This is a genomic window from Apolloniradiicaulis salifontis (genome assembly GCF_053756655.1).
The window spans coordinates 2,771,295-2,797,833 of record NZ_CM132387.1; the positions used below are offsets into that span (position 1 = coordinate 2,771,295).

The 26,539-nt window shown below is 66.4% G+C and carries 26 protein-coding genes; 20 read left to right on the top strand and 6 right to left on the bottom strand.

The annotated features are described in order from the left end of the window. Positions 1 to 24 precede the first annotated feature (24 nt). From ACWCOP_RS13185 to ACWCOP_RS13195, 3 genes are all read left to right on the top strand, one after another. A complete protein-coding gene (locus ACWCOP_RS13185; protein ID WP_478248750.1) occupies positions 25 to 759 on the top strand; it encodes a 2OG-Fe(II) oxygenase in 735 nt (244 codons plus the stop codon). 107 nt (positions 760 to 866) lie between these two features. Continuing rightward, positions 867 to 2,204, top strand: coding sequence for an RsmB/NOP family class I SAM-dependent RNA methyltransferase (locus ACWCOP_RS13190; protein WP_478248751.1), 1,338 nt, complete (start codon positions 867 to 869; stop codon positions 2,202 to 2,204). A gap of 124 nt (positions 2,205 to 2,328) precedes the next feature. Further along, on the top strand, positions 2,329 to 3,102 hold the full coding sequence (locus ACWCOP_RS13195; RefSeq protein WP_478248752.1) for an SDR family NAD(P)-dependent oxidoreductase: 774 nt from the start codon (positions 2,329 to 2,331) through the stop codon (positions 3,100 to 3,102). 54 nt (positions 3,103 to 3,156) lie between these two features. On the opposite strand, the gene ACWCOP_RS13200 is transcribed toward ACWCOP_RS13195, so the two are convergent. Continuing rightward, complete coding sequence (locus tag ACWCOP_RS13200; protein ID WP_478248753.1) at positions 3,157 to 4,245, bottom strand: zinc-binding metallopeptidase family protein; 1,089 nt, start codon at positions 4,243 to 4,245, stop codon at positions 3,157 to 3,159. 439 nt (positions 4,246 to 4,684) lie between these two features. Between ACWCOP_RS13200 and ACWCOP_RS13205 the strand changes: the two genes are divergently transcribed. From ACWCOP_RS13205 to ACWCOP_RS13235, 7 genes are all read left to right on the top strand, one after another. After that, positions 4,685 to 7,165, top strand: coding sequence for a CehA/McbA family metallohydrolase (locus tag ACWCOP_RS13205; protein WP_478248754.1), 2,481 nt, complete (start codon positions 4,685 to 4,687; stop codon positions 7,163 to 7,165). 9 nt (positions 7,166 to 7,174) lie between these two features. Next, complete coding sequence (locus tag ACWCOP_RS13210; RefSeq protein WP_478248755.1) at positions 7,175 to 7,915, top strand: hypothetical protein; 741 nt, start codon at positions 7,175 to 7,177, stop codon at positions 7,913 to 7,915. After that, positions 7,912 to 8,460 carry a hypothetical protein gene (locus ACWCOP_RS13215; RefSeq protein ID WP_478248756.1) on the top strand — a complete coding sequence of 183 codons (549 nt, stop codon included), beginning with the start codon at positions 7,912 to 7,914 and terminating at the stop codon, positions 8,458 to 8,460. The genes ACWCOP_RS13210 and ACWCOP_RS13215 overlap by 4 nt, the downstream gene beginning before the upstream one ends. 32 nt (positions 8,461 to 8,492) lie before the next feature. Continuing rightward, positions 8,493 to 9,601 (top strand): IS3 family transposase gene (locus ACWCOP_RS13220; protein WP_478247734.1). Its coding sequence is split into 2 segments (ribosomal slippage): positions 8,493 to 8,757 and positions 8,757 to 9,601, totalling 1,110 coding nucleotides; the frame shifts between segments, so codons are not numbered across the junction. Between the two features lie 148 nt (positions 9,602 to 9,749). Next, positions 9,750 to 10,508 carry a hypothetical protein gene (locus ACWCOP_RS13225; protein WP_478248757.1) on the top strand — a complete coding sequence of 253 codons (759 nt, stop codon included), beginning with the start codon at positions 9,750 to 9,752 and terminating at the stop codon, positions 10,506 to 10,508. A 50-nt stretch (positions 10,509 to 10,558) separates the two neighbouring features. Next, positions 10,559 to 11,284, top strand: coding sequence for a hypothetical protein (locus ACWCOP_RS13230; RefSeq protein WP_478248758.1), 726 nt, complete (start codon positions 10,559 to 10,561; stop codon positions 11,282 to 11,284). Continuing rightward, entirely contained in the window at positions 11,281 to 12,039 is a 759-nt protein-coding gene (locus ACWCOP_RS13235; RefSeq protein WP_478248759.1) for a hypothetical protein, read from the top strand. The genes ACWCOP_RS13230 and ACWCOP_RS13235 overlap by 4 nt, the downstream gene beginning before the upstream one ends. 153 nt (positions 12,040 to 12,192) lie before the next feature. On the opposite strand, the gene ACWCOP_RS13240 is transcribed toward ACWCOP_RS13235, so the two are convergent. Continuing rightward, the gene (locus ACWCOP_RS13240; protein ID WP_478248760.1) at positions 12,193 to 12,945 is read right to left on the bottom strand and encodes a DUF6090 family protein; all 753 of its coding nucleotides are present in this window, start codon (positions 12,943 to 12,945) and stop codon (positions 12,193 to 12,195) included. Between the two features lie 226 nt (positions 12,946 to 13,171). On the opposite strand from ACWCOP_RS13240, the gene ACWCOP_RS13245 reads away from it, so the two are divergent. Next, the gene (locus ACWCOP_RS13245; protein WP_478248761.1) at positions 13,172 to 15,442 is read left to right on the top strand and encodes a TonB-dependent receptor family protein; all 2,271 of its coding nucleotides are present in this window, start codon (positions 13,172 to 13,174) and stop codon (positions 15,440 to 15,442) included. Between the two features lie 190 nt (positions 15,443 to 15,632). On the opposite strand, the gene ACWCOP_RS13250 is transcribed toward ACWCOP_RS13245, so the two are convergent. Beyond that, positions 15,633 to 16,163 carry a CC0125/CC1285 family lipoprotein gene (locus ACWCOP_RS13250; protein WP_478248762.1) on the bottom strand — a complete coding sequence of 177 codons (531 nt, stop codon included), beginning with the start codon at positions 16,161 to 16,163 and terminating at the stop codon, positions 15,633 to 15,635. Positions 16,164 to 16,266: 103 nt separating this feature from the next. Here ACWCOP_RS13250 and ACWCOP_RS13255 point away from each other — a divergent pair, with 103 nt between their 5' ends. Next, entirely contained in the window at positions 16,267 to 16,908 is a 642-nt protein-coding gene (locus ACWCOP_RS13255) for a hypothetical protein (RefSeq protein ID WP_478248763.1), read from the top strand. A 31-nt stretch (positions 16,909 to 16,939) separates the two neighbouring features. Here ACWCOP_RS13255 and ACWCOP_RS13260 read toward each other — a convergent pair whose 3' ends face one another. Continuing rightward, positions 16,940 to 17,212 carry an usg protein gene (locus ACWCOP_RS13260; protein ID WP_478248764.1) on the bottom strand — a complete coding sequence of 91 codons (273 nt, stop codon included), beginning with the start codon at positions 17,210 to 17,212 and terminating at the stop codon, positions 16,940 to 16,942. A gap of 134 nt (positions 17,213 to 17,346) precedes the next feature. Further along, complete coding sequence (locus ACWCOP_RS13265) at positions 17,347 to 18,039, bottom strand: tetratricopeptide repeat protein (protein WP_478248765.1); 693 nt, start codon at positions 18,037 to 18,039, stop codon at positions 17,347 to 17,349. Positions 18,040 to 18,100: 61 nt separating this feature from the next. Here ACWCOP_RS13265 and ACWCOP_RS13270 point away from each other — a divergent pair, with 61 nt between their 5' ends. Continuing rightward, positions 18,101 to 18,958, top strand: coding sequence for a Rossmann-fold NAD(P)-binding domain-containing protein (locus tag ACWCOP_RS13270; protein ID WP_478248766.1), 858 nt, complete (start codon positions 18,101 to 18,103; stop codon positions 18,956 to 18,958). Here ACWCOP_RS13270 and ACWCOP_RS13275 read toward each other — a convergent pair. Next, a complete protein-coding gene (locus ACWCOP_RS13275) occupies positions 18,955 to 19,707 on the bottom strand; it encodes an alpha/beta hydrolase (RefSeq protein ID WP_478248767.1) in 753 nt (250 codons plus the stop codon). The genes ACWCOP_RS13270 and ACWCOP_RS13275 overlap by 4 nt on opposite strands. 89 nt (positions 19,708 to 19,796) lie before the next feature. Here ACWCOP_RS13275 and ACWCOP_RS13280 point away from each other — a divergent pair, with 89 nt between their 5' ends. The 7 genes from ACWCOP_RS13280 (at position 19,797) to ACWCOP_RS13310 (ending at position 26,520) form a co-directional block, all read left to right on the top strand. Continuing rightward, the gene (locus tag ACWCOP_RS13280) at positions 19,797 to 20,915 is read left to right on the top strand and encodes a glycosyltransferase family 4 protein (RefSeq protein WP_478248768.1); all 1,119 of its coding nucleotides are present in this window, start codon (positions 19,797 to 19,799) and stop codon (positions 20,913 to 20,915) included. A 4-nt stretch (positions 20,916 to 20,919) separates the two neighbouring features. Beyond that, positions 20,920 to 21,906: a glycosyltransferase family 9 protein gene (locus ACWCOP_RS13285; protein ID WP_478248769.1), complete on the top strand. Its 987-nt coding sequence runs from the start codon at positions 20,920 to 20,922 to the stop codon at positions 21,904 to 21,906. A gap of 179 nt (positions 21,907 to 22,085) precedes the next feature. After that, positions 22,086 to 22,625 carry a translation initiation factor IF-3 gene (infC, locus tag ACWCOP_RS13290; protein WP_478250693.1) on the top strand — a complete coding sequence of 180 codons (540 nt, stop codon included), beginning with the start codon at positions 22,086 to 22,088 and terminating at the stop codon, positions 22,623 to 22,625. 182 nt (positions 22,626 to 22,807) lie between these two features. Then, positions 22,808 to 23,152 (top strand): hypothetical protein, encoded by a 345-nt coding sequence (locus ACWCOP_RS13295; RefSeq protein ID WP_478248770.1) that lies wholly within the window; start codon positions 22,808 to 22,810, stop codon positions 23,150 to 23,152. Further along, a complete protein-coding gene (locus ACWCOP_RS13300) occupies positions 23,149 to 24,240 on the top strand; it encodes a hypothetical protein (RefSeq protein WP_478248771.1) in 1,092 nt (363 codons plus the stop codon). The genes ACWCOP_RS13295 and ACWCOP_RS13300 overlap by 4 nt, the downstream gene beginning before the upstream one ends. 316 nt (positions 24,241 to 24,556) lie before the next feature. Further along, on the top strand, positions 24,557 to 25,021 hold the full coding sequence (locus tag ACWCOP_RS13305; RefSeq protein ID WP_478248772.1) for a peptidase S1: 465 nt from the start codon (positions 24,557 to 24,559) through the stop codon (positions 25,019 to 25,021). Between the two features lie 89 nt (positions 25,022 to 25,110). Next, positions 25,111 to 26,520 (top strand): hypothetical protein, encoded by a 1,410-nt coding sequence (locus tag ACWCOP_RS13310; RefSeq protein ID WP_478248773.1) that lies wholly within the window; start codon positions 25,111 to 25,113, stop codon positions 26,518 to 26,520. The last annotated feature ends 19 nt before the right edge of the window (positions 26,521 to 26,539 follow it).

A 26,539-nucleotide genomic window follows, 5' to 3' on the forward strand; every position in this document is an offset into this window, starting at 1 on the left:
CGCGCCGTTGGGTAACGCAGCACCATGACACAGGCGCTGCAGCTCAATCCGGATGTCGACGCCGCTGCGGCCGCGGCGCGCTATGGCGAGCTCGGCTATGCGACGCTCAGCCCGGTCCTCACCCGCCCCAGCGCCCGGCGCCTGCGCGACGCGGCGCTGCGCTATGACGGCTGGAATCTGGTCACGGTGATCGAGGGTCGCCACCGCGAATTCATCGCCTCCGAAATCGACCGGCTGGATCCGGCCCGGCGCACCGCGCTTGATGAACTGGTGGCCCGCGAGGCCCAGGCGGGGTTTTGCTATCTCTTTGATCAGCTGAACCTTTACGAAGGCGGGCGGCGCGGCGTGCTCACTGATCCGGTGCTCAAGGCGGCGGCTGCGCTGGTGGCGTCTGACGCCTTTGTCGATCTGGGCCGGGCGGTGACCGGCGATGCGGCGATCCGCTTCGCCGATTGCCAGCTCACCAGATACCGGCCCGGACATTTCCTGACCGCCCATGACGACGCCGCCGAAGGCAAGGATCGCAGCGCCGCCTTCGTGCTGAACCTCACCGAAGACTGGTGCGCGGATTTTGGCGGCGTGCTGCAGCTGCTCGATTCATCCGGGGATATCAGCGCCGGAATAACCCCGAGATTCAACAGGCTCGCCATCTTCAAGGTCCCTCGGGCCCATGCCGTCAGCGTGGTCGCGCCCTACGCCCCGCGGCCGCGTCTGGCGATCACCGGCTGGTTCCGCCGCGACGCCGAGCCGCCGCTCTAACCTGACGTTTCGCCGCCGTTTGAGGAACCGGGCCGGGTGCCCGCGTCTGCCTTCGGTCAAGGTGAGCGCTCTCGCGCGAAGGCGCGGCCCGTGCTAAGCGCCGCGCCATGACCGAGACACCTCAGGGCGCTGAGCGCCGCAAATCGAAATCCACCAAGAATCTCGGCCCCCGGGCTGCGGCGCTCGCCGCGGTGATGGGGGTCGTGTCCAAGGGCACGCCGCTGGACGCCGGCCTTGCCGGGCGCCCCGAATGGAAGCGCCTTGAGGCGCGCGACCGCGCCTTTGCGCGCGCCATCGCCGCCGCCGGCGTGCGCCGGCCCCATGCGCTGGACGCCGCGCTGGCGCAATTTCTCACGACGCCCTTGCCCAAATATGCGCTCAAAGCGCGCATGATCCTGCGCCTGGGCGCGGCCGAGCAGCTGATCCTGGACACCCCCGCCCACGCGGCTGTGGACGCCTGGGTCTCGCTCATGGCCCAGGACGAGGAGACGGAGCGGTATAAAAATCTCTCCAACGCGGTGCTTCGAAAAGTGGGCGGAGAGGTCGGCCGTCACGCCCTTCGCACCGCCGATCCGTTGAACGATCTTCCCGACTGGTGGGCCGAGCGCTGGACGCAGGTCTATGGCGCCAAGATCGCGCGCGAGATGGCCAAGGCCCGCTCCGGCCCGCCGCCGCTGGATCTCACCTGTAAGCCGGGCGTCGACACCGCCGCGGTGGCTGAAGCCATCGGCGGGCGGGTGCTGTCCACCGGAACCGTGCGCCGCGACCAGATCGGCGCGGTGGAGGGCCTTCCCGGCTATGAGTCCGGCGACTGGTGGGTGCAGGACGCGGCGGCTGCGCTGCCGGTGCGGCTTCTGGCGCCGCAGCTGGGCGAAACCGTCGCCGATCTGTGCGCCGCGCCCGGCGGCAAGACGCTGCAGATCGCCGCATCCGGCGCCACGACCCTCGCCGTGGACGCCTCGGCCAAGCGGCTCACACGCGTCACCGAGAACCTGGCGCGCACGGGCCTTCGCGCGACGGTGATCGACGCCGACGTCCTGAAATGGCGCCCGCAAGCCCCGGTGGACGCGGTGCTGCTGGACGCGCCGTGCACGGCCACCGGCACGCTGCGCCGGCGCCCGGACGCCGCCTTCGCCAAGCAGCCCGGCGATGTGGAGTCGCTGGGGCCGATCCAGTCACAAATGCTGGACGCCGGCTTCGCCATGCTGAAATCCGGCGGGCGGATGGTCTATTGCACCTGCTCGCTGGAGCGCGAGGAGGGCGAAGATCAGATCGCCGCCTTCCTGAAGCGCACGCCCGAGGCGAGGCTTGATCTGGTCCGCCCCGAGGAAATGCCCGGCCTGGAGCGCGCCATCATCAACGGCGCGGTGCGCACAAGGCCCGACATGTGGGGCGATCAGGGCGGGCTGGACGGGTTCTACATCGCCCGCATCTTCAAGGCCTGAATCTAGAACCGGACATAAGGGCGAGCGGCGTGACGGCGCGGCGGGTTTTCACGCCGCGCCCCACCGGCTATGTCTGCCTTCAACCGGCGCGCGGACGCGCCGCATAAAGCCTCTGGAGGAGCATATGGACGTCAAGGGTATCGCAGCGGTGGTCACCGGCGGGGCTTCGGGACTGGGCGAGGGCACGGCCCGCCGCCTGGCCGCCGACGGCGCCAAGGTCACGCTTTTCGACCTCAATGAAGAGCGCGGCCAACAAGTCGCCAAGGAAATCGGCGGCGCCTTCGCCAAGGTCAATGTGGCCGATCCCGAAAGCGTCAAGGCCGGGTTTGAAATCGCCCGCAAGGCCCACGGCCAGGAGCGCATCCTGATCAATTGCGCCGGCATCGGCTGGGCCGAGAAGACCGCGCGCCGCTCTTCCAAGGGCGACATTGTCATGCACCAGCTGGACAAGTTCGCGCTGGTGGTGAACGTCAACCTTATCGGCAGCTTCAATTGCGCCGCCATTTCCGCGGCCGGCATGCTGGAGCTGGATCCCACCGACAGCGGGCGCGGCGTCATCGTCAACACCGCCTCGGTCGCCGCCCAGGACGGCCAGATCGGCCAGGTCGCCTATTCCGCCTCCAAGGGCGGGATTTACGGCATGACCCTGCCCATGGCCCGCGATCTCGCCCGCGAAGGCGTGCGCGTGAACACCATCCTGCCGGGCTTCTTTGAAACCCCTATCTACGAGCAGATGCCGCCGGAGGTGAAAACCAATCTGGCCGCCAACCTGCAGTTCCCGCAGCGCTTCGGCACCCCGGCTGAATACGCCGATCTCGTCGCCTTCATGGTGAGCAATGACTATATCAACGCCGAATGCGTCCGCCTGGACGCCGGCGCGCGCATGCCCCCGAAATAAGGACGGCGCAGAAGCTGAAAAGAGCCCCGCGAGCCCAAGGCTTGCGGGGCTTTTTTATTGAGCGGTGAAACCGCCACCGGCCTGAGCCGGCGCGTGGATCAGCCCGTGCACGAAGCGCATCTTGCCCAGCGCCGCCGGCGCCAGGACGAAGGGATACAGCTCGCGCTGGCCCATGCTGAGGCTGAGGCAGTTCAGCGCGTAGGTGAGCGGCGCCCAGGCGGCGATGAGGGCGTCGAAATCCTTCGGATCGACGTTTGCGAACCGGGTCGCGGCCTCCCCGTCCAGATCACGCCCGGCGTCGGGATCCAGCCGCATGCCGAAATATGACGCGGTCTCCACCGTATCGACAATGTGCAGATAGTGGGCCCAGGTCTCGGCGAAATCCTCCCACGGGTGGGCGCTGGCGTAGGCGCTGACATGGCTGGCGCGCCAGTTGTCCGGCGGACCGTTCGTATAATGGGCGGCCAGAGCGTCTGAATAGGACCGGCGTTCATCGCCGAACAGATTGCGGAACGTGTCCAGCAGCACACCCGGCGTCACCAGCCGGTCCCAGTAATAATGGCCGACCTCATGGCGAAAATGGCCCAGCACAGTGCGATAGGGCTCGGAGAGCTCGTTGCGATTGGCCTCGCGCTGAACGTCGTCGGCTTCCTCCACCGCGATGGTGATGACGCCGTTGGCGTGGCCGATCACCGCCGTGTCGGCGCCGTCCTCACGCGAGCCGGCGAGAAAATCAAAGGCCAGCCCGCTGACCGGATCGCGGAACCGGTCGGTCAGGGGCAGACCCAGCGCCAGGAGCGAGTAGACAAGGCGGTGCTTGGCCCGCTCCAGCACGCGCCAGCGCATGAGATTATCGGTATCGCTCAAATCGGGCACCGTGCGGTTCAGCCGGCAGGCGCGGCAGTAATCGCCCGGCTCGTCGGCCTCGATGAGCCAGTTGCACGCGTCCCAGGCGGCGTTGTTGCAGAAGCGGAACTTGCCGCCCTTGTCGTCCAGCGCACGCCAGAGCGGCCCCCCCATGGCGCCCAGCGCCGTGAGCTCCTCGCGCTCAGCCACATAGCCGAGCACGCAGCCGCATTGCTCACAGCGCGTGTTTTCAAAATACAGCCGCTGGCTGCAGATGGGGCATTCGAACAGTTTCATTCAAGCAATACCGGTTCTGGCGGCGGCGGCGCTTCAGGGCGAAGCGCGATTAAGGGGCTCGGACGGCGGTGGCGGCGTCGCGTTTTGCCTGAGCGATCGCCTGGTCCAGCGTTGTGTAACGAAATGGCGATCGTGAAAAGAGTCAGCCGGAACGCAAAAGATTTCGAAATTCTCCATTTCGAGTATTTTTCAGACTCTACAGCACATGATTCCAGACAAATCTTGGCGTCGGCCAGGGCGCCGCCGCTCTATGTTTTTAACACATGGGCGCCACGGCCCGAAGATTCAAATGCTGGCGCCGGCCGGAAAGGCTCCCGCAGCCGGTGGCCGGGTTTGGGACGGGACGCCCTCATAGGCTTGGTCTTTTGCGCCGCGCGCCGCTAGGCTCCGGCATAAGCGAACCGGGCCACGGGCTCCGCGTTCAAGGGGGAGACACGCCATGACCGTCACCAAGCTGATCGCGGGCGCAGCCGCCAGCGCCGGATTGATCGCCATGATCGCCGCGCCGGCGCCGGCCCAGTGGGACCATCGCTATCCCAAGCTGGAGGATTTTGGCCACCATACCTATCTGGAACAGCATGAATTGCCGATCCTGTCCGGCGGCCCCATCGATCCGGCGCCGGCGCCCGACGGGACGCGCCTCGCCTTCGCGGCGCACGGCTGGATCTGGATTCTGGACCTTGAAGATCTGACCGCCGAGCGCGTCACGTCCGGCGCCGGCGTCGACGCCCGCCCGCGCTGGTCGCCGGACGGGACGCATCTCGCCTTCGTGCGCGATTTCGGCGCCGAGACGGCGGTGGTGGTGCGCGATGTGGCCAGCGGCGCGGAGACCGTCATCAACACCCCGGCCATCGATATCGATCCGGAGTTTTCCGCCGACGGCGCCTATCTGTTCTTTACCTCCGGAGAGAGCGGCAGCCTCAGCCTCATGCGCCGCCATCTGGAGACCGGGGCGCAGGAGCGCATCACCGATCTGCGCCAGGTGGAGCGTAACGCCCGGGCTTTGCCCGGCGGCGGCGTGATGTATCTGGCCGCCAACGGCGCGTCGCGGACCTTGCGGGTGCGCGACTTCCTGGCCGGCGGCGATGAAATCGTCCACGGCGAGACTCTGACCTATCACCTCACCGCCGACGCCCATCCAGCCGGAAACCTCATCGTCTACAGCGCGCCCATCGATAACGCCTATCATCTTTGGACGCTGGATCTGGACCAGCCCGGCGTGCGCCACCGACTGACCGAGGGCGACCCCTACGCCCTCACCCCGGCCTTCAGCGCCGACGGCGACCATATCTTCTACACCGAGGCCGATGATCAGCGCCGCTTCCAGCTTCGGCGCATCGCCACCCATGGCGGCGAGCCGGAACCCCTGGAGATCGCGCGCTGGGATTACGGCGCCGGCGTGGGAACGCTGAGCGTCTCCGTCACGGGCGCGGACGGCGCGCCCACCCCGGCGCGCGTGTCAATCGTGGGCGCGGACGGTCATCCGGCCGCGAACCCTGACGGCGCCACCTATTTCGACCCCCAGACCGGGCGGAGCTATTTTTACATCGACGGCGAAGCCCGCCTCACCCTGCCGGCCGGGCGCTACACGGTTCTGGCTGCGCGCGGCCCCATGAACGCCGTGGCGCGCGCTGAAGTCCGGGTCCGCGGCGGCGGCGAGGCTGAAGCCTCGCTCATCCTTGAGCCTGTCTGGGACGCCGACGCGGCCGGCTACGCCTCTGCCGACCACCACGTCCATCTCAATGGCGACGGCCATCACCGGGCGACCCACGCCGATGCGCTTCTGGTGAGCGCAGGCGAGGATCTCGATCTTCTGACGCCCATGTCCTGGAATCGCTGGGAGCGGCGCATCGACCGCGGCATCGTCGGCGACATCACCATGGGCGACGGCGCCATCATCGAGCAGGGCCAGGAAATCCGCTCGCACTTTCATGGCCATGTGGGCCTTCTGGGGGTGGAGACGCCTTTTGCGCCCTGGTTCTGGGGGCCCAATAACCCCACGCTGGGCGATCCGAACCTGACCAATGGCGACGTGTTCGCCTATGCCGACGAGATCGGCGCCTTCGCCACCTATGTGCACCCGCTGGGCTCGGACGCGGATCCGTTTGATGATCTCGCGTCCGCCGGAATCCCGCTGGAGCTGGCGTCCGACGGCGTTCTGGCGAGCCGCATGGGGCTGGAGCTGGTGTGCGCCTGGACGAGCCCGCTGGGCAATTCAGAGCTCTGGTATCGCTTGCTCAATATCGGACGCCCGGTGGCCGCCATGTCGGGCACGGACGGCTGGGTGGATTTTCACCGCACGCCGGCCATGGGGACGGGGCGCAATTATGTGCGCCTGGACGGCGCGGAGCAGACGGCCGCCGCCATAAACGCCGCCGCAATCGCCGGGCGCGGCTTCGTCACCACCGGCCCGGCGCTCGTATTCTCGCTCGCCGACGGCGCCCGGCCCGGCGATGTGACGCAAGCCGGCCCGGCCAGCTGGAGCGCAGAGCTCGCCAGCACCGTGGCCGTCGATACCGTGGAGGTCCTCGTCAATGGCGAGATCGTGGCGCGCCTTGCCGGCGTCGCGGCCGGCGAGAGCCGCACCCTCACCGGCGATGTGGATCTGCCCCAAGGCGGCTGGATCGCCGTGCGCGCCTTCGCCAGCGATCCCGGCGCCGACAGCTGGCCCACAATGCACGCCCGCCCCTTCGCCCACTCCTCCCCCATCTGGATCGGCGAAGTGGGCTCCACCGATCCCGCCGCCAGCGCAGCCGCCGCAGCCGACCTGATCGCCGCCATCGACGTGGCCGAGGCCCGCGCCCGCGCCGCCTATGGCGAAGTGCGGACCCCGCGCATGCACGCCCGCTTTGACGAAGCGCGCGAGCGGCTGCGGGCGATGATGCCGGACGCTGCGCCCCCCGACGCCGGCGCTGAGTAGGCCGCCGCCATGATCCTCGACAATCTCACCCGCGCGTTCAAAACGCAGAACTGGCTCGCCGTGGCGACCGAGTTCGTCATCGTCATCGCAGGTGTCGTGATCGGCTTTCAGATCAATGCGTGGAACGAGGGGCGGCAGGAGCGTGCGGAGGAAGCCAGAGTTATCGAACGCATCCGTACTGATTTCGAAAGAATCCGAATGGACGCCAATCGGAGTTTGGTCTTTCATCAAACGCTCGCCTCTGACCTCACGACTTTAGTGCGCGCCCTGAGGGCGGGCGAACTCTCTGACGATGAAGTTCCTGTAGTCAGGCGTGCGTTGTTCCTTGGGCCAACATTCCAGACGAGCGGTGATCGCTCAGGCACCTTCACCGAGCTATTGTCTTCAGGGCGCGCCAATATTTTGAGCGACAAGGATTTGCTGAATGCGCTCGTCGCCTACGAGGATTTCCTTGATCGCTTCGGTGAGGCGCACGACTACTACGTTGCTCAGGCTCTGGGATTTCAGCAGCCTTTCTCGGCCGCGTTCGAGTATGATCTAGGCGCACCCTTTTTTCCAAACTCGCTGGAATTCGGCGAGGTTGTTCCGCCCATTGGCGCGTTTGATTTCGAAGAGATGGCTGGCGACGAAGCCTTTATCAACGCGGCCGAACAACTGGTCTTCGTGCAAACCCTTTACAGTATGTGGCGCCTGCGCATATCGGCTCGCATCGAAGCGATCCAGGGCCAATTGGAAAGAGAGGCTCCATGAGCCTGCGTCGTCTTGGTCGGCATGTGAAGGACCAGAACTGGGTCGCTGTGGCGCTGGATTTCCTGATCGTAGTGCTCGGTGTGTTCGCCGGTCTGCAGGTTTCGAACTGGAATGAGGCGCGTCAGGATCGCAATCAGGCCGCCGCCTTGCTGGAACGTCTTGAAATCGATTTCCTGGAAACACGCGCGCTCGCGCTCGAGCAGAACCGTGGATACTACAGCAATACGGTCAAGCTGGATGAATTATTGAATCGCATAGAGGACGAACAAGACGCTATGTCTGATGCGGAAGCAGGTTTGTTGTTGAATGATGCAATGTTCTTTCGCTTGCCTCAGGCGACACCGATCAGCTTTCAGGAAATGCTCTCCGCCGGACGGTTGGAGCTTTTGCGTGATGCGGAACTCAGAGTACAGCTGCGCGAGTACGCCGACACGTCCAGGACCATTGTGAACGCCGCGGACCTTATCGCTACTGACTATGTGGTTATCGTTCGTGACCTGCTTCCCGTTTTCTCGGCCACGGAAAAGTGGAAAATTCTCGTTTAGCGGCTTGGGCTGCTGGTACGAGGAGAAGGCCGATGAAACGGTCAAAATTCACTGAGGCGCAGATCGCGTTCATTCTGCGCCAAGCCGAAGAAGGCACGCGTGTGGAAGAGGTCTGCCGCAAAGCGGGGATCAGCCAAGCCACTTTCTACAACTGGAAAAAGAAGTATGGCGGTCTGATGCCGTCGGAGATGAAGCGCTTGAAGCAGCTTGAGGAAGAGAACGGTCGCCTGAAGCGGATCGTGGCGGATCTCTCGCTGGACAAGGAGATGCTTCAGGATGTTCTGCGCCGAAAGCTCTGAGGCCCGCGCGCCGGCGAGAGCTGGTGGATCATCTGCGTGCGGCCTGGCGGGTCAGCGTTCGACGCGCCTGCCAGGTTCTCAGGGCCGATCGTTCGACCTACCAGTACAAGTCCCAGCGCGGCTCCCAGGAAGAGCTTCGCCAGCGCATCCGGGAGATCGCTGAGACCCGGGTTCGCTACGGCTACCGGCGTATCCACGTCCTGCTTCAGCGGGAAGGCTGGGCGGTGAACGCCAAGCGGGTCTATCGCCTTTATCGCGAGATGGGACTGCAGCTGAGGAATAAGACGCCGAAGCGGAAGGTGAAGGCGAAGCTCCGAGAGGGGCGATCGGATCCGGTGACGGCCAACGAGGTCTGGGCGATGGACTTCGTTCATGACCAACTCTACGACGGCCGCCGGCTGCGGATCCTCACCGTGATCGATGCGTATACCCGGTATGTCCCGGCGATCGAACCTCGCGAGCGGTTCACCGGCGCGGACGTCGTCGGCGTGCTCGAGCGCATCTGCGCCAGCCACGGGCATCCCAAGTCCATCCGCGTCGATCAGGGTCCCGAGTTCATCTCGCGCGATCTGGATCTATGGGCTTATGCGAATGGGGTGGAGCTCGACTTCTCCCGGCCCGGCAAGCCTACGGATAACGCGTTCATCGAGAGCCTGAACGGCAAGTTTCGCGCGGAATGCCTTAATGCCCACTGGTTCATGAATCTTGCCGACGCCCGCGGAAAATGCGAGCGATGGCGTAGAGACTACAACACCGAGCGTCCGCACAGCGCCATCGGCTACCGAACGCCTGCGGAGGCACGAAAAGCGTCAGGGCTCACGCAGCCCGCCCTGGCGCCATGACACGGGGATCTTCCAACTCCCCGTGGCCCGAAAACGGGGTCAAGCTCAGACACGGGGATCTTCCAACTCCCCGTGGCCCGAAAACGGGGTCAAGCTCAATGAAAACGGCGCTTGAAGAAGAACTGGGTCTGACAACAGGGGCTGGGCGATGATCCTGCAAAGCATCTCCAAGGCGATCCGCGAACAGAACTACTACGCCGTGGCGCTGGAGTTCGTCATCGTCATCGCGGGCGTGGTGATCGGCTTTCAGATCAATGCTTGGAACGAGGGGCGAGCGGCGCGGTCTGAGGAGGCCCGCTATCTGCTGGCGCTCACGGACGATGTGAGGCTTTCGCTGGCCAGTCTGGAAGGCATGAATGGGCTTTTGGCCGATCAGCAATCGGCGCTTGAGGCGCTGTATGACGTTCATCGCGGTCAATCCGACCCGGATCCCGACCAGATGGCTGGCCTGATTGCGGACGGTCTGTTCTTTCTGTCCGCCTTGCGCGTCAACGAGACGACCTTCGACACGCTCGTCGGCTCGGGCCGGCTCAATCTGATTGGCGATCCAGACCTTGTGGCCGCCCTCCAGGCGCTCGACAGCGCCTATGACGCGGCGCGGGTCACCATCGATAACGAGTATCAGGTCACCTACCGGTTTTCCGATCCGTTACTGATCGAGTTCGTGGATATGGGGCCGACCTTCCTGCCGCAACACAACCGCGACTCGATACCCTGGCTGCAGCCGGGCGAGCCGCTGACGATGGATGCGTCCCTTCTGACCGATCGCCGGTTTGGAAACGCGGTGCTTTACCGCGCCTATTTCAGCAGACAGATCAAAGACCGTGTGGAGTCTCTGATTGGCGACCTGCAGGCGATAGACCGGCGCGTTCGTGATCGTCTTGATGACCTCGGATACGCCCCATGATCCTCTCGCGCATCTCACGCGCCGTACGCACCCAGAACTGGTTCGCGGTGGTGCTGGAATTCATCATCGTCATCGCCGGTGTGGTGATCGGCTTTCAGATTCAGGCCTGGACCGTAGACAGAGCGCAGCGGGCGGAGGCGGAGGTCATGACCGCGCGGCTGCTCGATGATTTTCGTGACGAGCATTGGCGCGTTACGGGGGCGACTGTGTATTACGGGCAGGTTTCCGACAATGCGATGCGCGCCGCCGGGATGCTTGAAGGCAGGGGCGAAAGCGATGACGAAGCGCTGGTGATCGCGGCGTTCCGCGCAACGCAGACCTTCGGATATCCTGTCATCAGGGCGACCTATGAAGAGCTTGTATCGACCGGCGATATCAATCTGGTGGCGGACAATGTGCTGCGAAACCTGGCGGTCGAATATTATGAGACTGATCTCGACGTCGTAAGGTTTCAGGACCCGACCCGCCCTTATCGCTTTGCCTTCTTTCGTCTGATTGACAGGCCGCTGTACGAGGTGCTGCGCGCCGACTGCGCCGAGCCGCGTGATCTGGAGTTTGGCCAGTATGACCGCATCCCTGCGCTTTTGTCCGGGCCGTGTGACCTGAGCGGGCACGAAGCCGCCGTTTCCGCGCTGGCGACGCGTTTGCGGGCCTCTCCGGAGCTTGTCGGCCTGTTGCGTCAGCGCGCCAATGAAGCCCTTATCGAAGAGGGCAACAATGAGTACTGGCGCAATCGCATTGAAACGGTCGGCGTGACCCGGGAGCCCGCGCCATGATCCTGTCGCGCATCACCCATGCCGTGCGCACCCAGAACTGGTTCGCGGTAGTGATCGAGTTCTTCATCGTCATCGCCGGTGTGGTGATCGGTTTTCAGGTCACCGCCTGGAACGCTGACCAGGCCAGCCAGGCGCGCGCCGAGGCCTATCTTGACCGTTTCCAGCTCGATCTGGCCATCGACACCGGGCTCTATGAGGGTGATCGCAGGTTTCGGTTGCTGGTGCTCGAAAACGGCGAGCAGGCCCTGGCCGCCACAGGCGCCACCGGGGCGGTCGAGGCCGACTGGCGGCTGGTCCGGGCGTTCTGGAACGCCAGCCAGATGAGCGGACGGCCGATCATCAACAGCACCTATCTGGAGCTGACCAGCGCCGGCGAGCTTGGATTGATCGCGAACGAGGCGCTGCGCAGCGCGGTGACCCAGTACTACACCAACACCACAAACCCGGCGCTCTCCGACACCTCGAGCTACCGCACCCGCGTGCGTGGGATGATCCCGCTGTCCCTGCAGCGTTATCTCTGGGCCTCCTGCTTCGCGGCCGATGGCGACGCCATCCAGACCTTTGTCGATTGTGACCCCCCGGCGCAGGCGCCGGATGTCGCGGCGACGCTGGAGCGTCTTACCGGCGACCCCCGTCTGCGAGAGGACCTGACATTCTGGATGTCGACCCAGGAGGTGGCGGTCATCGTCCTGGAGAATCGGGGCCGCAACGCGCGTGAGCTTGTCGCCGCCATCGAAGCCGAGCAGGGCCGCTGAGCCGTCCATTGGAGCCGTACGTTGAAATCCCTGTGCGCCGGGCCTCGACGCTGAAATTGGAGAGAGCGCCATGATCCTGTCGCGCATCACCCACGCCGTACGCACCCAGAACTGGTTCGCCGTGGCGCTGACCGTCGCTGACGCGAGCGCAGGTCAGGTTTCGTCCGCGTTCAGGTGCGTGACGCTCAGCGCCGCATCCACCAGGGCGTGGACCTCGTCAAACTGCTCGCTCCACGGGGCCAGCGCGTCCCGGCGGAAGGCGTCGTTGCGATCGGTGGCGGCGCTCAAATCATTGAGGAAGCCCTGGTCGGCGCGCATGGCCGGCACGTCGCACTGGAAGCGCTGCACGACCTCGCCGGACGCCTCGTCGAAATACGGCTCGGCCTGTATCAGCGCCGGATAGCGCGAGGCCAGGTCGACGGCGCCCAGAGCCTGGATTGAAATCATGTGCATGAGCGAGTCGCGGGTCTGCTGAAGCGCGACCAGCGCCGTTCTCAACGGCTCGTCGCGCAGGATCTTGATGCGTCCGGCGCTGACCAGCTCGGTGACCGTGGGAAGCTCGGGCGCCGCGAAATTGTAATAGTGTGACGACGCGATCACGATGCATTGACCCTGGCTCAGCGCGTCTCCCGGCGTCAGCTCGAACACGATATCCGTCGCCGAGACCAGGATGGACGCGCGGCGAAGCCGGACGTCCCGCAGGCGGCTGGTGAGCGCGTCGCTCTGCATCAGATCATCGTGCAGGCGCTCCAGGAAGATCTGCTCGTCCGCGCGGTCCTGCCGCTCGGCGTTCCAGGCGTTGACCTGCAGGCCGAGAAACACGCCAAGGACGACGATCAGGAAATCAAGCCCGAGCGCGGTCCATTCCTGCTTGCGGATGTGCGCGGACACACGGCGTAACAGCATCTGTGGCCTCCCCGCGTCACGTTACGACGCCGCCGCCGGCTTTAGCCAGCGCCAAGACCGTCGCATTCGCCCGCGGTGATCCTGCACGTCCCGATCTCGCGACTGCGACCTGTTCGCATTCGCTCTTGCGGACGCGCCAGGCCTTCGGTAAATGCAACCTATTCTCATTTACAGTCGGTTCGGGTTTCGAGTCGGCGCCATGTCCGAGCCTTGAGGGGTTTTTCCAATGCGTTTTCGCACTGTCCTGAGCGCCGCGGTTTCCGCGGCCGTCCTGTCGTCCGCCGCCTTCGCCGATAACGGCGAGAGCGCCGGCGAGACGGCCGCCGCCAATCCGGCCTTTCCCGAGGTGATCACCGTGATCGGGTTGCAGGGCGATCCCGATGATCTGCCGGGATCAGCGGACGTGCTGACCCAGGCGGATCTGGAACTGCAGGCCTATTCCGACATCACCCGCATCGTGCGCGCCGTGCCCGGCGTCTATGTGCAGGAGGAGGACGGCTACGGGCTGCGCCCCAATATCGGCTTGCGCGGCGCGGGGCTTGATCGCTCCGGCAAGATCACCTTGATGGAGGACGGCGTCCTCATCGCGCCGGCCCCCTATTCGGCGCCGGCGGCCTATTACTTCCCCCATGCCGGGCGCCTGGCCGGAGTGGAGATCGTCAAGGGCGCGGCGGGCGTGCGCTACGGCCCGCAGACCCAGGGCGGCTCGGTCAATCTGCTGGCGACGCCGGTGCCTGAGGATCTGGCCGGCCGTCTGGAGCTGGAATACGGCGAGGAAGACCAGCGCACCATCCATGGCTGGATCGGCGGCATGGGCGAGATCGCCCCGAACACCAGCGTGGGCGGGCTTTTTGAAGCTTTCTATGACCACGCCGACGGGTTCAAGACCATCGAGAACTATGAGGACCGGGACACCGGCTTCGACATTCTCGACTTTACCGGCCGCCTGCGCCTGGAGACGCGCGCCTTCGGCGCCGACCACGCCTTCGAGCTGAAGGGCCAGGTCTCCGAAGAGCTGTCCAACGAAACCTATCTGGGCCTCACCGAGGCCGACTACGCGCGCAGCCCCTTCGCCCGCTACGCCGGCAGCGTCCATGACGAGATGGACACGAACCATAGCGAGCTGAGCCTGCGCTACGCCGGCGCGTTCGAGAACGGCATGGACCTCACCGCCGTGGTCTACCGCACCGATTTTTCCCGCGACTGGTTCAAGGCCGACCGGGTGGACGCCGACGGCGCCGGACCGGGCGGCGCGGTGTCGATCTCGGCGATCCTGGACGATCCGGCCGCCAACGCCGCCGAGTTCCGCGTATTGCAGGCCCCGGCCGGATTCACCAGCGCTCCCGGCGCGCTCCTGGTGAAGCACAATAACCGCGTATACTACGCGCAAGGGGCCCAGGCGGAACTGGCCGGCGACGCGGCGGTGTTCGGGTCGCAAACCCGCTGGCGCATCGGCGGACGCGCCCATTACGACCAGATGGACCGCTTCCAGTGGAATGAGCGCTTCCAGGCCGTGGACGGCGAGATCCTTCTGACCAGCGAAGACACGCCCGGCACAGACAGCAACCGCATCGACAGCGCCGACGCCTTCGCCGCCTTCGCCCAGGCCGACATGACTTGGGGCGCGCTCACCCTGGTTCCCGGCGTCCGGTTTGAAACCGTGGACCTGAAGCGCGAAAACTGGGGCGGCGGCGATACCGCCCGCGCCGGCGCGCCGACCGTGACCGAGAACTCCGTCGACTGGGTAGCGCCGGGCCTCGGCGCGCGCTACGCCGTCACCGAAACCCTGTCGATCTTCGGCGGCGTCCACCGCGGCTATTCTCCGCCAGCCCCGGGCTCGGCCACGGCGGAGCCGGAAGACTCAGTCAATTACGAGCTGGGCGCGCGCTGGGCCGCCGGCCTCGGATCGCTGGAGGCGGTCGGCTTCTTCAATGATTATGAAAATATCATTGGGACCTGCACCAACTCCACCGGCGGCGGCTGCGTCATCGGCGATCAGTTCGACGGCGGCCAGGCGATGGTTCGGGGCCTGGAGCTCACCGCCCGGACCGATATCGGCGCACAGATAGGCGCCGGCTTCGCGATCCCGGTGCGCCTGGCCTACACCTTCACCGACGCCGAGTTCGAGAACAGCTTCTCCTCCGGATACGGCCCCTGGGGCGTGGTGGAGGCAGGCGATTCCTTCCCTGACATCCCAGAGCATCAGGTCTACGCCGCCATCGGCGTCGCGTTCGACCGCTTCGGGGCGGAGATCGCCGCCAACTGGGTGGACGAGGTGCGCACTGAGGCCGGCTCCGGAGCGATCCCCGCCGGGACCGGACTGGACAGCCGCTGGCTCGCCGACCTGGCGCTGTGGGCGTCGATCACCGACCGCATCGAGGGCCGGCTGAATGTCCGCAACCTGTTCGACGAAACCTATCTGGCCGGCCGCCGGCCCGCCGGACTGCGCCCCGGCGCCCCGCGCGCGGTGACCGTGGGACTGGTGGCGGAGTTCTGATCGCCGCCAAACGCGTTTAACAAAAGTCTGACCCTGAAAGCGGGCCGTTTCACTCGCAAGCGGCCCGCTTTTGCGTCCGGCGCCTGGCGCAGGACCAAGGCGGCGCCCATGAAAAACCCGCCGGCGAAACGCCGGCGGGTTGATGAACGGCTTCAGGACCAAAACGCCCGCCTCCACGAGACTGGGCGGCTCAGTTCACCTCGGGCCGGGTGACGCGGGGGCCGAGATTGGCGACCACTTCGCGGGCCTCGAACGCGGACGGATCGTCCGGCGCCGGACCGCGGCCCAGCACGATCTCGGCCTGGGCCTCATAGCGCGAAACCTCGCGCACATTCACATCATTCCAGACCGGATCATGCCAGCCATACCAGCCGTAGCGCGGATGGAAGTACTGGTAATGAAAGCCGAATCTGGAATAGCGCGAACCGAATGGATCGCTTGATCCCACAAAACGGCGGTCGGCCTCGGTGTCCCGGCGCACGGTGGTGAAATGGTCAAAACCGCGCTCCAGCGTCAGCTCCGCAGCGCGGTAGAGCAGGAAGGTCTCCACCGTCTCCCGGTCGGTCAGCGAGTTGCCGTTGAAGCTCACCAGGTAGCGATCGGACTCGATGGCTTGCTCGGTATAGCCGTAAGCGCCTGTTTGCGCACTCTGATACGGCGTCGGCGCGGCGCAGGCGGCCAGTGTGGCCGCGGCGCCCATGGCGGCGAAAACTCGAAACATGGATCTGTCTCCGTTGTGACAAGGTCCCCGATCATGAGTATGGTTAATATTCACCGCGATTGGAAGGCGGCGTGCTGCCGGGCATCTGGAGGGGAGGCGGGACATGGACATGGCGATGCGCTCCTTCGTGCTGGCCGCCGCCCTGGCGTTGTTCGCCGCGGCCGGCGTGATCGGCTGGAACCTGCTCGGCGGCGGCTTCACCGCGCCCTGGGCGGGAGGCGGATCTGACGCCGAGACAGGAAGCGGTTCCACCGGCCGCATCGAGACCACTCCGGGTTCGCTCTATGACGAGTTCGGCGAAGGCGATGTCCTTGATCGCGCGCCCTCCGCCGGCCAGCCGGGCCGCGTGGTGATCCGGTCGGGGAGCACCGGCGGGTCGTTCGACACGCGGCGGCCCGGTACTGAAAGCGGTCCACGCTTTGACTGGAGCGGCTCGTCTCCAGGGTCCTCCCCCGGCGCCGACGTCTACGCCCTCTCCCGTGAGACGCCGGCGGACCGGGTTGAGGCTGATTGCCGAATTCGCGGCGGCTCCAGCTATGGCTGCCGCTGCCTTGTACGCCTGGCCCGGCGCGATCTCAGCGAGGCGGGGTTCGATTTTCTGTCCCTGGCCAACGAGCCGCAGCCACGCGGCGACCGGCTGCAGGCCGCCGGGCTGGAGGCTCGCGATCTTGGCGCGCTTGCCGGACAGCTGGTGCGGATCGATGTGGAGGCGCGCCGGCGCTGCGGCGCCTCGCTGGCCCCTTAAGCTTTGACCCCTATAAGCCTCAGCCCGTGACCTAATGCAGGCGCAGCTCCACATCGGCGCCGCGCCATTCAGCCGGCTTGATCATGTCGCAATGGGCCACGCGCACAGAGTGGATCACCGCCTCGATCTCGCGCCGCCAGAAATCGAGAAACTTCATGAGGCGGGGAAAATCCGGCGCCTGATCATAGGTCTGCCACAGGAAGGTCTGTATCAGGCCGGGATGATCGGGCAGATGATAGAACACCTCCGCCGTGGTCAGCCTGGCCCCGCTCAAGGCGATCAGAAAATCTCTATCGCTGCGCATCAGCCTGCTCCTTCAAGTCGCGCGGGACTGAAAAAAGCTTGACCTCAAGCGCGCCCGCAGACAAGAGCATGTGCGCTTATTTATGAATGATTTCTGTACGTTAGCAGCTGGCTTTGAGCAGTGCTGCCAAAGCGCTAATCCAGCGTCACAATCGTGCCGAGTCGGCGCGCCTCATTGATCCGGCCGCGCAGCAACAGCACATCAATATTCTCCGGCGCCAGGGTGCGGGCGTTGCGCATGTCGGCTTCCGCGCCGTTGAGATCGCCTGCAGCCAGGCGCGCCTCGCCGCGCAGGCGGTGCGCTTCGGCGTCGGAGGCGTCCACCGCGATGGCTTCGCCGGCATAGTCTTCGGCCGCTTCATAATTTTCGCGCGCCAGGGCGGCTTCGGCCCGCCCCCGGCGCAGACCGGAATCGGTCTCGTCAAAATCGATCCCGCGCGAAAACGCCGAGAGGGCCTTTTCGCTGAGCCCGGCCTCCAGATACGCGTCGCCGGCCTGGCCGAACATGATGGCCCGGCTGCGATTCGTGGCCGAGATCGCGCCCTCTGCGGCGGCGCGCAGGCGATCTGCGCCGTCCTCGGCCTGACCCAGCGCGATCAGCGCCAGCGAAACGCAATGCTCGGACGGCCAGCCGCCGGCCTGATGGCGCCAGGCGAGCGCCTCTTCATAGGCCGCCTCGGCGTCCACGGCGATCGCCTGGATGCAGGCGCGGTGGCGCTGATCGGGCTCCAGCGGCGCTTGAGCGCTCGCCGGAGCGGCGGTGCAAAGCGCGGCGATAGCGGCTGCAGGCGCCGCTGCGGCGAAGAGATGGCGGGCGGTGAGGGTCATGGGCGCGGTTCCTCAAATCGGCAAGCTCGGTTAAGCCTAGGGACGAACGGAGCATATTGCCATGGCCGAGACCCCTTCCATCCTGTTTGCAGGCTTCGGCTATGTCGCCGAGGCCACAGCCGCCCGGCTGGCCGCCTCGGGCTGGCGGGTGCTGGCGAGCACGCGAAGCCCTGACACCGCTGCAAGACTTCAGCAGCTTGGATACACTGCGGTTCATGCCGATCCAGGCGAGCGTAATGGAGCCGAGGCGTTGCGCGAGGCGGCCCGCGAGGCCGGCGCGATCCTCTTCAGCGCCGCCCCGGGCGAGGCCGGAGATCCTTTCCTCCCGGCCCTGCAGGACACGGACCTTGGCGAGACCTGGCTGGGTTACCTGTCCACCACCGGCGTCTATGGCGACCGCAAGGGGGGGTGGGCGTTCGAGCGCGATCCTGTCACCCCCGGCCAGCCGCGCAGCGTGCGCCGGGCCGAGGCCGAGGCCGCCTGGAGCGCGCGCGGCGCGCGCCTGTTCCGGCTATCGGGAATTTATGGCCCCGGACGCAGCGCGCTGGACCGCGTGCGCAGCGGCGACGGACCCGTGTTCGACAAGGCCGGCCAGGTCTTTTCACGCGTCCATGTGGACGATATCGCCTCGGTGCTGATCCGGGCGCTGGAGCGGCCCGAAGCGGCCGGCGCGTTCAATCTCGCCGACGACCATCCGTCAAGCCAGGCCGAGGTGATGTGCGGCGCCGCCGAAATGCTCGGCGCGCCGGCGCCGGAGGTGATCGCCTTCGACCCCGATAAGGCGAGCGAAATGCAGGCGAGCTTCTTCTCCGAATGCCGGCGCGTCTCCAACGCCAGAGCCAAGGCGGTGCTGGGCTGGCGACCCGCCTATCCCAGCTGGCGCGAAGGCCTCGCGGCGATCCTTCAGCAGGGCGGCTAGCTTAGCGCCTCGATCACCTCCACCAGGCGCTTCAGGTCGGCCTCGCCCGACAGGCGGTGATCGCCAGCCTTTGACAGGTGAAGCTCCACATCCTCGCCGCTGATCGCTTCCATCAGGCGCACGGCGTGGTTCCACGGCACGTCCGGATCGCGCCAGCCCTGAAGAATGCGCACCGGGGCGTCGATCCCGATGGGCGCATCCAGGATCGACCAGCGCCGGCCGTCTTCAATGAGCCTCCTGGTGATCACGGTCTTGCCGCCATAGGGCGAGGGCTGCTCCCAGCGCCCCTCGGTCTCGATCGCCTGCTTCACATGGAAGGGCAGGCCCGCCCACATGAGCTTTTCGGTGAAGTCCGGCGCCGGGGCGATCAGCACCAGCGCCTTCACCCGTTCCGGCCGCGCCAGCGCCGCCAGCAGCGCCATCCATCCGCCCATGGACGATCCCACCAGGATTTGCGGCCCGTCGCTGAGCTGGTCCAGCGCCGCCAGCGCGTCCTCGCGCCAGCGGCTGATCGTGGCGTCATCGAACGCGCCCGAAGATGCGCCATGGCCGAAATAATCAAACCGCAGGAAGGCCCGTCCGGCCTTTTGCGCCCAGGCGTCCAGATGCATCGCCTTGGTCCCGCCCATGTCCGAGGCGAAACCGCCCAGAAACATGACGCCGGGAGCCCCATTCGCCGCCCCGCCGGGGCGGCGCACATAGCTGAGATGATGGCCGTCGCCGCGGTCAAGACGGGCGGGATCTGGCATGGCGGACACCTTTCCGGTTGGCGATTTGGGGGCATGGCGGTTATGTGACCCGCCCGCCCCTTCAGGCAAGCGGGCCGTGAAGGACTGATGTGAACATACTGCAGGTCATCCCGGAGCTCGACGCCGGCGGCGCCGAACGCACCACGATCGAGGTCGCCGAAGCGATAACGCGCGCCGGCGGGCGCTGCATCGTAGCCAGCTGCGGCGGGCGCCTGGAGGATGAGCTGCACGCCGCCGGCGGCGAGCTTGTGCGCCTGGACATGAAGACCAAAAACCCGCTCGCCCTCTGGCGCAACGCCGCGCGTCTGGCGGCGCTTATCCGGGCTGAGGGCGTTGATCTGGTCCACGCCCGCTCGCGCGCACCGGCCTGGAGCGCCAGATGGGCGGCGCGGCGCACCCGAAAGCCGTTCGTCACCACCTATCACGGCGCCTATAACGCCCGCTCCGCCCTGAAGCGCCGGTATAACGCCGTGATGGCGTCGGGCGACCGGGTGATCGCCAACTCAATCTTCATCGCAGACCATGTGCGCACAGAGCATGGCGTGGGCGAGGACCGGCTGCGGGTGATCGCGCGCGGTGTCGATCTTTCCCGCTTTGATCCAGCCGCCGTGGATCCGGCCCGCACCGAAGCGCTCAGAACGCGCTGGGGCGTGCAGCCGGGCGAGGCGCTGATCGTGCTTCCCGGCCGCCTCACACGGTGGAAGGGCCAGGCGTTTTTCATCGACGTGCTGACCCGGCTTGAGACGCTGCACCCGGTGCGCCTGGTCTGCCCCGGCGACGCGCAAGGGCGCGACGACTACCGCGCCGGGCTGGAGCGCGCGGCGCATGAGGCCGGCGTGAGCCTTGTCCTGCCCGGCCATGAAACGGACATGCCGGCGGTTTACCTCGCCGCTGACCTGGTTGTGTGTCCGTCCATGGAGCCTGAAGCCTTCGGGCGCACGGCGGCGGAAGCCCAGGCCATGGGCGCGCCGGTGATCGCGGCCGACCATGGCGGCGCGCGCGAGGCGGTGTCCGACGGAGAAACCGGCTGGCGCGCCGCGCCGGCCGACACAGAGGCCTGGCGCAAGGCCGTGCTGGCGGCGCTGTCGCTGGACGGCGAGGCTCGCACGAAACTTGCGTCGGCGGGGCGCGAACGCATCACCACGCGCTTTTCGACAGCGCAGCTGCAAGAGTCCACCTTGCGGGTCTATCGGGAGCTTTTAGAGTAGCGCCATGTTCAGTCAGGACGGCAAAGAGCAAATCCTCGTGATCCATGACGGCGACCTGGCCGCCATGGTGCGCATGCTCGCGCCCGCCAAACGAATTCGCGACTATCACCGCAAGGCGCGCATCACCCTGCTCACCGGCGAGGATTTCGAGAGCCTTCTCAAACACTGCCCGTATTTTAACGCCATGGAGCCCACCCTGCACCAGGCGGCGGGCCAGGGCTTTTTCGAGCGCATGAAAGCGGCCCGCAATTCGAACTTTGACCTGATCTATGATCTGGGATCAGGCGATGCGGGCAAGAAGATCCGGCGCGCCGCCCGGTTCTCCAAGGCCAAATGGATTGATCTGGCGCCGGACCCCAAGGCCGCCGGCCATCCGCTGGACCTGGCGGCGACGCGCCTGGCCGCGGCGGGTCTTTATGCAAACACGGTCTATCGCCTGGGTGAGGCGCCGCCGCCGGAGCTGGACTGGGTCGATTTCGTGGCCAAGCGCTCGCGTACGCTGGACCCGGCCTATTTCGGGCTGCAGGGGCGCTACGCCTTGTTCGCGCCCGCCGGCGACGACAGCCCGCCGCCCACACGCTGGCCCAAGGAACGCTGGGCCTCGCTGGCGCACCAGCTCATCGAAAAGGGCGTCGAGCCAGTGATCGTGGGCGGACCGTCCACGCGCGAGCTTGGACGCTATGTCGCCCACATCACGCCGGGCGCGCGCGATCTCACCGGCCGGGCGAACCTGGTGCAGCTGGCCGGGCTTGGCCGCCAGGCCCAGTGCGCCTTTGGTGAAGACGTGCCGCTGCTGCACCTGCTGGTGGCCGCCGGCTCTCCGGCGGTGCTGTTCCATCCCGGCGACACGCCGCCCATAGAAACCGCGCCGCGCGGCCCCCTGCCGACGATCCTGATGCACGCCCCGACACTGGCCCAGATCAGCGCGCCGGAGGCCGTACAGGCCATGCGCTGCGCCGGCGGATTCGACGGCGACGCCCGCGCCGCATGACGGCCCTTTCAGCGTTTGCCTGATCGCCAGCCCTCAGCACCTCTGTGGCCGGCTGCGCAGTCCGCCGCCTGAGCACCTTGATTTGCTAGGCCTGATCAGGATATCTGCTAGGCCGCGCGCAACATTTCAGTTATGATGCGCGTTCGAAATTTTCTGTCAGTCGCCGAAGGAGAAGACGCATAGCCCGACGTCCGCACGCCGCGCCGCCGCCGAAAAAGGAAGGCCCGCGCATCAACCGCGAAATCCGCACTCTCAAAGTGCTTCTGATCGATGCAGATGGCGAAAAGCAGGGGGAAATGCCCCTGGACGCCGCTCTCGAAGCCGCCCAGGAGGCGGGGCTGGACCTTGTGGAGGTCAGTCCCAACGCCAATCCGCCGGTCTGCAAGATCGTCGATTACGGCAAGCTGAAATATCAGGAGCAGAAGAAAAAGGCCGAGGCCAAGAAGAAGCAGAAGACCCAGGACGTCAAAGAAATCAAGATGCGTCCGAACATCGACATCCACGATTACCAGGTCAAAACCAAGGCGATGACCCGGTTCTTCGAGGAAGGCGACAAGGTCAAGGTCACGCTGCGCTTCCGCGGACGCGAAATGGCCCACCAGGACCGCGGCATGGTGGTGATGAACCGGGTCAGGGATGACTTTGGAACCATCGCCAAGGTGGAGCTCGAGCCCAAGCTCGAAGGCCGCCAGATGATCATGGTGATGGCGCCGCGCTGATGGCGCGCCGGCTCACCTTACGCGCCCTGGCGCTCTGGACGGTCGCGGCGGCTGTGACGCTTTCGGCGTGTGAAACCGTGCAGCCGCCTCCACCGCCTCCGCCCATGGCGCCCTCGCCTCCGCCGCCTCCTCCCCCGCCGGGACCCGCGCCTGTCATCGCCACGGCCTCGCTGGTGGAGCGTATGATCTACGCAGGTGGCGGCGTCCCGATCGACGGAGCCGGTCAAGGCTGCGCGGGCTTCATCCCCGGCCCTGAAGCCGGCTACCGGATTTCCGGAGACGGCGTCCGTGCGATAGAGCTCGCCCTGAGCGTAGAGTTTGAGGTCCAGCTCGTCATTGATGACGGCGCCGGCGACGTGCGATGCACACGAGCCGGCGAGCAGATCGAAGCCGCGCTGGGCCGTGGCGGCGGCGTCGTATGGGCAGCCTCGCAGTCGTCGGAAGTCCGCACCGCAAAGCTCGAAATCCAGCTGAGCGGATCGGGTCCGATGTCCAGCGCGGCACGCGACGTCGAACCGGTCCGGTGATCGCCTGCGGTCTGGCGTTGGCGCTGGCCCTGTCTGGCGGCCAGGGTGTTCAGAGCGCGCCGTCACCGTTTGAAGTCGTGCGGATGCAGGCCCGCCTTTCCGGAATTTACGAGCTGATCGACACAGGCGCGTTCGCCGAGGCGGCGCGCCAGGCCGAGGCCGCAGAAGCCGCCGCGCCAAACGCCGCGCTGCGTTCAGAGGCCGCGTTCCTGCTGGCTACGGCTCGTCTGCGGCTGGGCGATGCTCCGGGTGCGCTTCAGGCGGCCGCCCGCGCGCAGGGCCATGATCCGATCGCTGTCCTCACCCTTATGGGTGAAGCGTCGCTGCGCGCCGGCGAAATCGAGGGCGGGGCGCGGCGCTTCGTGGACGCCTATGAGCTGGCCGAGGCGGAGGGGCGCAGCGAGGCGCCGGGGCTTCTCGCGTCCATGGCTTCGGCGCAGCTGGCTGGCGGTGATCCGCAGACGGCTCTGCGCCTGAGCGAGGCGGCGCTGGAGCGGTCTCCTGACGGCGAGCCCCTGCAGCGCCTGTTCGCCGCCGAGGTCCGCGCCGTGGCGCTGGATCGCCTTGGACGGCCGCTTGAGGCTGCGCAGGTCTTCGACGCCATCGCCCGCACGCGCGCCGGGCTTCAGGGCGGCGGCCATCCCGCAACGCTGTTCGCCGCATTCAACGCAGCGTCCGCCCTGTTCGAGGGCGCACGCTTCGACGAGGCCCTGGAACGCCGGGAGGCCCTGCTTCAGAACACGATCGCGGCGCTGGGGGAGGATCATCCGCTTACGGCCCTGGCCTTTGAGAACGCGGCGGAATCGCGGAGCCAGGCCGGGCAGGCCGCAAGGGCCGGAGACGCCCACGCACAGGCGGTTGCGATCTATGCTGGGTCGCCGGCCGAAGGCGGGACCGCCGGGGCGCGGGCGCGCTCGGCGTATGGTCTGCATCTCCTGGAGACCGGAGCGGCGCGCCCGGCGCTTGATCAGCTGCGTCTGGCGTTCCAGGCCGCGCCGGACGGGTTCGCCGACGCTGGAGAGATAGACCGGCGCGAAGCCGCGCGGCGTCTGGTCGAGGCCGCTTACGCCGCTGCGTCGGAGTGTTAGCGCCATGCGCGCGCATCGCCGCGTCTGCGGCCCGCCCGCCCGGGGATGTACTAGACCCGGGCCGGCCCGCCGTGACAGCATGACGTGACCAGGTGACCGGGTGACCGGGGATGGCGCGAGGCGAAATTACAACCTACTCCGTTCAGGTCCTGTTCAGAAAACCGCCTCGGCGCGAGAACCGCGCGCGTCGAAGGTGATAACCTCCAAAAAAATTCCCAAAACAGGCGTTTGTCCCATTCCCGCCCTTATTTTCCTGGGCCATGGTGAGACGCCGGCTCTACGTCCGGGCATTCATCAAAACTAGGGGACATTTTCCATGCTTCGTACCATCATCACCGCTGCTGCGCTCACCGCCGGGCTGACTTCGATCGCCTCGGCCCAGAATTTCAGCCTCAACCCGGCTTACGGCACGCTCAATCTGAGCGCCGGCTTCAACAATGATCCTCGCGCCGTGAACCTGCAGTCGGGCGGCTCGATCCCCGCCAGCAACGTATCCAACTCCTGCCGCGGCTATATCGCGGATGCGCCGGACGTGCGCGTGAACTATGCCTCCGGTTCGCTCCCGCTGATCTTCTCGGTGGCCTCGGGCGTCGACACCACGCTGGTGATCAACGCGCCGGACGGCCGCTGGTATTGCGACGACGACAGCGGCAACGGCGTCAATCCTTCGATCCGCTTCGGCTCGCCGTCGTCTGGCCAGTATGACGTCTGGGTCGGCACCTACGCCAGCGCCACCCTTCAGAACGCCACGCTCTACGTGTCCGAGCTGTCCAGCCAGTAACACCGGCCGGGTGCGCGCGGCCCCACGGGGCCGCGCGCGTCCATCGCCGCCGATGCTCCGGCGGCTATTTTTGATTACTGGGGGATCATATGAGCTTCAAAACCCTTCTTCTCGCCGCGGGTCTCGCCGCCGCCGCGTTGAGCGGCGCGCAGGCCCAGGACTGGACGCGCCCGGCCGCCTTCGGCGGCACCGAGCTGCGCGCCGGCTTCTCGCCTGATCCGCATCAGCGCAATCTGACCGCCGGCGGCTCCATCGCCGCGTCTTCGCGCTTTTCCAACTGCAACGGCTTCATCGCGAACGCGCCCGATTATTCGGTGAGCTACCAGGCCGGCTCGCTGCCGCTGATCTTCAGCGTCGATTCCGACCGCGACACCACGCTGATCATCAACGATCCAAATGGTAGCTGGTGGTGTGATGATGACGGCGCCCGCACCGCGCTCAACCCGATGCTGCGCTTCGACCAGCCGGTTTCAGGCCGTTATGATGTCTGGGTCGGCACATATTCGCGCGGCAGCGGCGTTCCCGCGACGCTGTTCATCTCAGAGCTGGACGAATACACGCGCAGCAGCACCTACACCCCGCCCCGAAACACCAATGCCGGCGGGCTGATCCAGGCCAATACCGGATCCATGGGCGCGGGCCAGGGCTCGGGACCGGATTGGCGCCTGCCTCCCACTTATCGGACACTCTCGCTCACCGCCGGCTTCGCCAATGATCCGCGCTCGGTCAGCCTGACAGCCGGCGGCGCAAACAGCGCGTCGGACTATCCCGGCGGATCATGCTACGGCAATATCGCCGGTGCGCCCGACGTATCGCTTAGCTATTCGGCCGGGTCCCTGCCCCTTTACCTGACGGCCGACTCCCAGGCGGACACCACCCTGGTGGTGCGCGCACCGGACGGCCTTTGGTATTGCGATGACGACAGCGCAGAGGCCGCCTTTAACCCGCTTGTGTGGTGGGATGCGCCGCGCTCGGGCGAGTACGACATCTGGGTCGGCACGTTCGGCGACAGCACCGCTCCGGCGACTCTCTATATCTCCGAACTCGGCGAGCCGGATCTCGGCGGCTCCGGCGGCGCTTACACCGGCGGGTCCAGCGTCGACATCTTCGCCCCCGCCCGCGCCGGGACGGTCTCGCTCAACGGCGGTTTCCTGCCGGACCCCGAAAGCCGCTTTGTTCTGGCGGGCGGGCCGATCCAGGCCTCCAGCGCGATCAACAGCTCGTGCCGCGGCTATATCACCCGCGAGCCGACGCTGGAGCTGCGCTATGACGGGTCGAGCAGCCTGTACATCTACACCACCGGCTCCAGCGACACGACGCTGGCGATCAACACGCCGCGCGGCGACTGGATCTGCGATGACGACAGCGCGTCCGGGGCGAACGCTGCGCTGTCGTTCAGCGGCGGCGCCAGCGGAACCTACGACATCTATGTGGGCACCTACGGCTCGAGCCAGGCCAATACGACGCTGAACATCTCCGAGCTCGGCGTCGACTGGTAGGCCGCGAAAGTGCGTTTCG